The following is a 5,658-nucleotide window of genomic DNA, read 5'->3' as shown; positions in this document are numbered from 1 at the left end:
CAGGTCGTCCTGCGTGGCGCCTCGGCGCACGTGCCGGGACCGCGGGGCCGCCCCGCGGGCGGCCGCCCTCAGGCGCGGTTCTTCGCGAAGGGCAGGTAGCCCTTCCCGGCACCGGGGGCGACGATCGCATCGAGCGCCTCCTGGTCCTCCGGCGTGGGTTCCCAGGAACCGGCAGCCGCGTTCGCCGCGATCTGTTCGCCCTTCGTGGCCCCGGCGATGACGGAACCGACGGTCGGCTGGGCGGCGAGCCCGCCGATCGCGACGTCGAGCATCGTGATGCCGCGGGCGTCCGCGAAGGCGCGGATCGCCTCGACGATGTCGAAGTCGGCAGCATCGAACCGTGCGGTCTCGCTCGCGAGGCGGGTGCCCCGGGGAGCCGCCGCACCGCGGGTGTACTTGCCGGTGAGCAGTCCGTACGCGAGCGGGAAGTACGGCAGCAGACTCGCACCCACGTGCTCGAGGGCCGGGACGAGTTCGGCCTCGGCGGAACGGTTGTACAGGGAGTACTCGTTCTGCGCCGTGATGAAGTGCGCGGAACCGAGGGCGTCCGCCGTGTGGTGGGCGTCGACGACCTCCCACGCGGAGAAGTTGGAGCACCCGATGTACCGCACCTTGCCGGCCTGCACGAGATCAGTGAGGGCCTCGAGGGTCTCGTCGATCGGGGTGATGCGGTCGGGAGTGTGCAGCTGGTAGAGGTCGATGTAGTCGGTCCCGAGGCGCCTCAGCGAACCCTCGACCGCGCGCATGATGTAGTTCCGGCCGGCGCGCGCCTCCGTTGCTCCCGGATAGAGACCCTGGAGATCCATGCCGAACTTCGTGGCGATGACGATCTCCTCACGGTGCGAACCGAGAGCCTTGCCGAGCATCGTCTCGGACTCACCGGATCCGTAGGCGTCGGCGGTGTCGAAGAACGTGATGCCGTTCTCGAGGGCGGCGCCGACGACGGCGTCGGTGGCCGCCTGATCGATCCGGCGGCCGAAGGCGTTGCAGCCGACTCCGACGTTCGACACGACGAGACCGGAGTTGCCGAGGGGTTGGTACTTCACGAGGGCCTCTTTCCTGGAGGGAGGGGTGCGGGGATGCGGGGGCGGAGTTCGACGTGGGACGGACCGGTGGCGCTCACTGCGATACGACGTCACGTCCCGGACGGTCCACACGGTAGCGGACGAACTCAGGGACGAGGAATGCCGCGACGACGACACCGATGACGACGAGGATGCCGCCACCGGCCGTGGCGATCGTCGTGCTCGTGGCATCGGCGACCGCACCGTGGAGGAGGTCCGCCACCCGGGGGCCGCCGGCGACGACGACGATGAAGACACCCTGGAGCCGCCCCCGCATGTCGTCCGGCGCGGCCTCCTGGAGCATCGCGGAGCGGAACGCCGCGGAGATCACGTCGGTCGCGCCGCCGGCGGCGAGGAACGCGAGGGCGCACATGAGCGAGAGCGTCCAGGCGGAGTGTGCGAGCGGGAGGACGAGACCGAAGCCGGTCATCGCCACACCCCAGGCCACCACGGCGAACACGACCGCGAGGCCCTGTCGCTCGACCTTCGACACCCAACCGGAGAACAGCCCGCCCAGTGCACTCCCGGCCGCGATCGACGCGAAGAGGAGCGAGAACACGAGACCGCCGTCCGGAGGGCCGCCGTAGGTGACGGCGGAGATCTCCGGGAAGAGAGCACGCGGCATGCCGAACACCATGGCGATGATGTCGACGACGAACGACATCATCACCACCTTGTTCGTCACGAGATAGGCGAACCCGTCGATGACCATCCGCAGCCCCGCCTTCGGGCGGATCCCGCCGGTGTGCGTCGGTTGCAGGGACGGGAGTTTCCAGACCGCCCACAGAGTGGCGAGGAGACAGAAGGTGTCGACCGCGTAGAGGAGTTCGTAGCCGAAGAGCGGGATGAGGGCACCGCCGAACACGGGGCCGATGATCGCACCGACGCTCATCACGGTCATGTTGAGGGCGTTCGCGCTCGGCAGCTGGTCCGCGGGCACGAGCAGCGGGATGATCGCGCCGCGTGCGGGTTGGTTGAGTGCGAAGCACGCCTGTTGAGCGGCGTAGACCCAGAGCAGGGCCCAGACGTTCTGCGTGTCGACGGCTGCCAGTGCCCAGAACGCGGCGGTCGTGAGGACGAGGCCGATCGTCGACAGCACGAGGATCTTCCGCCGGTCGAACACGTCGGCGAGGGAGCCGCCCCACAGACCGAAGATCACGAGGGGCACGAGGCCGAACAGCCCGGTGAGACCGACGTAGGTCGAACTCTCGGTGATCGAGTAGATCTGGGCGGGAACCGCGATGACGGTCATCTGTGCCCCGATGACCGTGACGATATTGGCGAGCCAGAGACGGCGGAACGTCGGCACCCGGAGGGGACGGGTGTCGGCGAAGAGGTTGCGAAGCGCCACCGAGGGACTCCTGAAGGGGATGGGAAGACGGAGGAGGGGAACCTCCTGAAGGCTATATCAGGAGGTTCCCCTCGTCGTTCGCGGGCCTCGGGAGGCCGCTCAGGAGAGCGTCAAGAGGCGCGCCGCGATCACGCCGACTTCGGGCGACGCTGCCGGGCCGCGCGTTCCTGCTGGACCTCGCGCGGCACGAGCGTCGGAGCGACGTTCGCGTCCACGACCTCCTTCGTCACGACGACTCGTTCGACGTCGTCACGGCTGGGAACGTCGAACATCACCGGCTGGAGGACCTCCTCCATGATCGATCGGAGACCGCGGGCGCCGGTCCCACGCAGCAGCGCGAGATCCGCGATGGCCTCGAGTGCGTCCTCGTCGAAGGCGAGCTCGACATTGTCGAACTCGAACATCCGCTGGTACTGCTTGACGAGCGCGTTCTTCGGCTCGGTGAGAATCGACATGAGGGCGGGCTTGTCGAGATTCGAGACCGTCGCGAGCACCGGCAGACGACCGATGAACTCGGGAATGAGTCCGAACTTGAGGAGGTCCTCCGGGAGCAGGTGCGAGAACACGTCGTCCTCGTCCGTCGTCGACTGGAGGAGCGCCCCGAACCCGATCCCGTGTTTGCCGCGGCGCGAGGAGATGATGTCCTCGAGGCCCGCGAAGGCACCCGCGACGATGAAGAGCACGTTCGTCGTGTCGATCTGGATGAATTCCTGGTGCGGGTGCTTGCGACCACCCTGCGGCGGCACCGAGGCCTGAGTACCCTCGAGGATCTTGAGGAGCGCCTGCTGCACGCCCTCGCCGGAGACGTCACGGGTGATCGAGGGGTTCTCGGACTTGCGGGCGATCTTGTCGATCTCGTCGATGTAGATGATGCCGCGCTGGGCCTTCTCGACGTCGAAGTCGGCGGCCTGGATGAGCTTGAGGAGGATGGTCTCCACGTCCTCGCCGACGTAACCGGCCTCCGTGAGAGCGGTGGCATCAGCGACCGCGAAGGGGACGTTGAGACGCTTCGCGAGAGTCTGGGCGAGGTAGGTCTTGCCGGAGCCGGTCGGGCCGACGAGGAGGATGTTCGACTTCGCGATCTCGATGTCGTCGGGGCCGCGCTCGCCGAGGGCGCGGATGCGCTTGTAGTGGTTGTAGACGGCGACCGCGAGGGCCCGCTTCGCCGGTTCCTGACCGACGACGTACTCCTGGAGGAACTCGAAGATCTCGCGCGGCTTGGGCAGCTCACCGGTCTCCTGCTCGGTCTTCGCCTGACCGAGCTCCTCCTCGATGATCTCGTTGCACAGCCCGATGCACTCGTCGCAGATGTACACGCCGGGGCCGGCAATGAGCTTCCGGACCTGCTTCTGCGACTTCCCACAGAAGTTGCACTTGAGCAGGTCTGCACCTTCGGTTCCGCGAGCCACTGTCACTACCTTTCGCGGGCTGTGCCCGATCGCGAGATCGGGCGGGATATCAGCCTATCGCCGTCCGAACACATACCTCAACCACCTAATCACATCGTACGGACACGGCCGTGCCGCGCGTTTCCCGGGGCGTGTCGCACCTTCTCGGGCCCGGTCCGCCCGGGAGCACCGACGTGCCGTCGACCGCGACGACGTCAGGCCCGGTCAGGCGACCCGCCCGGGCCTGCCCGGGTGACGGAGGACCCCGGTGCGCGGCGCCTCGGCCGCCCGGATACGCCTGGGGGCGCCGGTGAGTGATCTCCCACTCCCCGACGCCCCCGGACGCTGGAATCCCCGCGTGCTCAGGCTCCCTTGCGGGAGGTGAGCACCTGGTCGACGAGTCCGTACTCGAGCGCACCCTCGGCGGTGAGGAAGAGGTCGCGCTCGATGTCGCGCGAGACCTCCTCCGCCGACTTGTTCGAGTGCTTCGAGAGGGTCTGTTCGAGCCACTCGCGCATACGGAGCACCTCGTTCGCCTGGATCTCGATGTCGGAGGCCTGCCCCTGACCCTGGCCCTGCATCGCGGGCTGGTGGATGAGCACGCGCGCGTTCGGCAGGGCGAGGCGCTTGCCCGGCGTCCCGGCGGCGAGGAGCACCGCCGCGGCCGAGGCGGCCTGCCCGAGGCACACCGTCTGGATCTGCGGCTTGATGTACTGCATGGTGTCGTAGATCGCGGTGAGCGCGGTGAACGAACCACCCGGCGAGTTGATGTAGAGCGTGATGTCGCGGTCCGGGTCCTGCGACTCCAGCACGAGCAGCTGGGCCATCACGTCGTCGGCCGAGGTGTCGTCGACCTGCACGCCGAGGAAGATGACGCGGTCCTCGAACAGCTTCGTGTAGGGATCCTGACGCTTGAAGCCGTAGGGAGTGCGCTCCTCGAACTGCGGCATCACGTAACGCGAGGTCGGCATCTGACCGGCCGCACCCCAGGGATTGTGGATCGTCATGGGTGACTCCTAGGTGTCTGGAAAGGCGGACTCAGGCGACGTCGGACGCCGAGGTGATGACCTTGTCGATGAAGCCGTACTCGCGGGCCTCCTCGGCGGTGAACCAGTTGTCGCGGTCGTTGTCCCGGAGGATCTGCTCGAGCGACTTCCCGGTCTGTTCCGCGGTGAGCTCCGCCATCTGCCGCTTCATGTGGAGGATGAGTTCCGCCTGGATCTTGATGTCCGTGGCGGTACCGCCGAAGCCGCCGAGCGGCTGGTGCATGAGCACGCGGGTGTGCGGCAGCGCGTAACGCTTGCCCTTCGCACCCGAGGACAGGAGGAACTGTCCCATCGAGGCGGCCATGCCCATCGCCACGGTCGCGACGTCGGGCTTCACGTACTGCATGGTGTCGTAGATGGCCATGCCGGCGGTGACCGAGCCACCCGGGGAGTTGATGTAGAGGACGATGTCCTTGTCCGGGTCCTCCGCGGCCAGCAGCATCATCTGCGCGCAGATGACATTGGCGTTGTCGTCGCGCACGTCCGAACCCAACCAGATGATCCGCTCCTTGAGCAGACGGTTGAAGATGTGATCGTCGAGGCCCATGCCCCCGGTTCCCTCTGCGAGGGAGGGGCGGGAGAACTCGTGTGTAGTCACGTTGCACTCCTGTTGTTCGGAAGACTGTTCCAGTGACTCTAACCGTTCCACCGGGGATTTCTTTCCCCGAGCGGTCCCTGTTCGCCGGAGGCGGAAACCCGGGGTCTGCTCTCCGGAGACGGAAACCCGCCGGGGAACGCCGAGGCGCCCCGCACCTCCCGGCACCGTCTCCCGGAGGGGAGGTGGTGGCGGGAGGCGCGGGGCGCCTCGG

General features: G+C 67.6%; 5 protein-coding genes. All 5 read right to left on the bottom strand.

The window, feature by feature from the left end:
- Positions 1-68: 68 nt before the first annotated feature.
- The 5 genes from ABD172_RS04965 to ABD172_RS04945 all read right to left on the bottom strand — a co-directional run bounded on the left by ABD172_RS04965 (position 69) and on the right by ABD172_RS04945 (position 5,447).
- Complete coding sequence (locus ABD172_RS04965; RefSeq protein ID WP_344307481.1) at positions 69-1,046, bottom strand: aldo/keto reductase; 978 nt, start codon at positions 1,044-1,046, stop codon at positions 69-71.
- A gap of 73 nt (positions 1,047-1,119) precedes the next feature.
- A complete protein-coding gene (locus ABD172_RS04960) occupies positions 1,120-2,415 on the bottom strand; it encodes an MFS transporter (protein WP_344307479.1) in 1,296 nt (431 codons plus the stop codon).
- Positions 2,416-2,543: 128 nt separating this feature from the next.
- The gene (clpX, locus tag ABD172_RS04955) at positions 2,544-3,824 is read right to left on the bottom strand and encodes an ATP-dependent Clp protease ATP-binding subunit ClpX (protein ID WP_344307477.1); all 1,281 of its coding nucleotides are present in this window, start codon (positions 3,822-3,824) and stop codon (positions 2,544-2,546) included.
- Positions 3,825-4,165: 341 nt separating this feature from the next.
- The gene (locus ABD172_RS04950) at positions 4,166-4,810 is read right to left on the bottom strand and encodes an ATP-dependent Clp protease proteolytic subunit (protein WP_344307476.1); all 645 of its coding nucleotides are present in this window, start codon (positions 4,808-4,810) and stop codon (positions 4,166-4,168) included.
- Between the two features lie 31 nt (positions 4,811-4,841).
- Positions 4,842-5,447 (bottom strand): ATP-dependent Clp protease proteolytic subunit, encoded by a 606-nt coding sequence (locus tag ABD172_RS04945; RefSeq protein WP_344307475.1) that lies wholly within the window; start codon positions 5,445-5,447, stop codon positions 4,842-4,844.
- Positions 5,448-5,658: the final 211 nt, after the last annotated feature.

It is taken from the genome of Brevibacterium samyangense, assembly GCF_039529845.1.
Lineage (GTDB): Bacteria > Actinomycetota > Actinomycetes > Actinomycetales > Brevibacteriaceae > Brevibacterium > Brevibacterium samyangense.
This window is presented reverse-complemented; position numbering and strand designations above follow the sequence as displayed.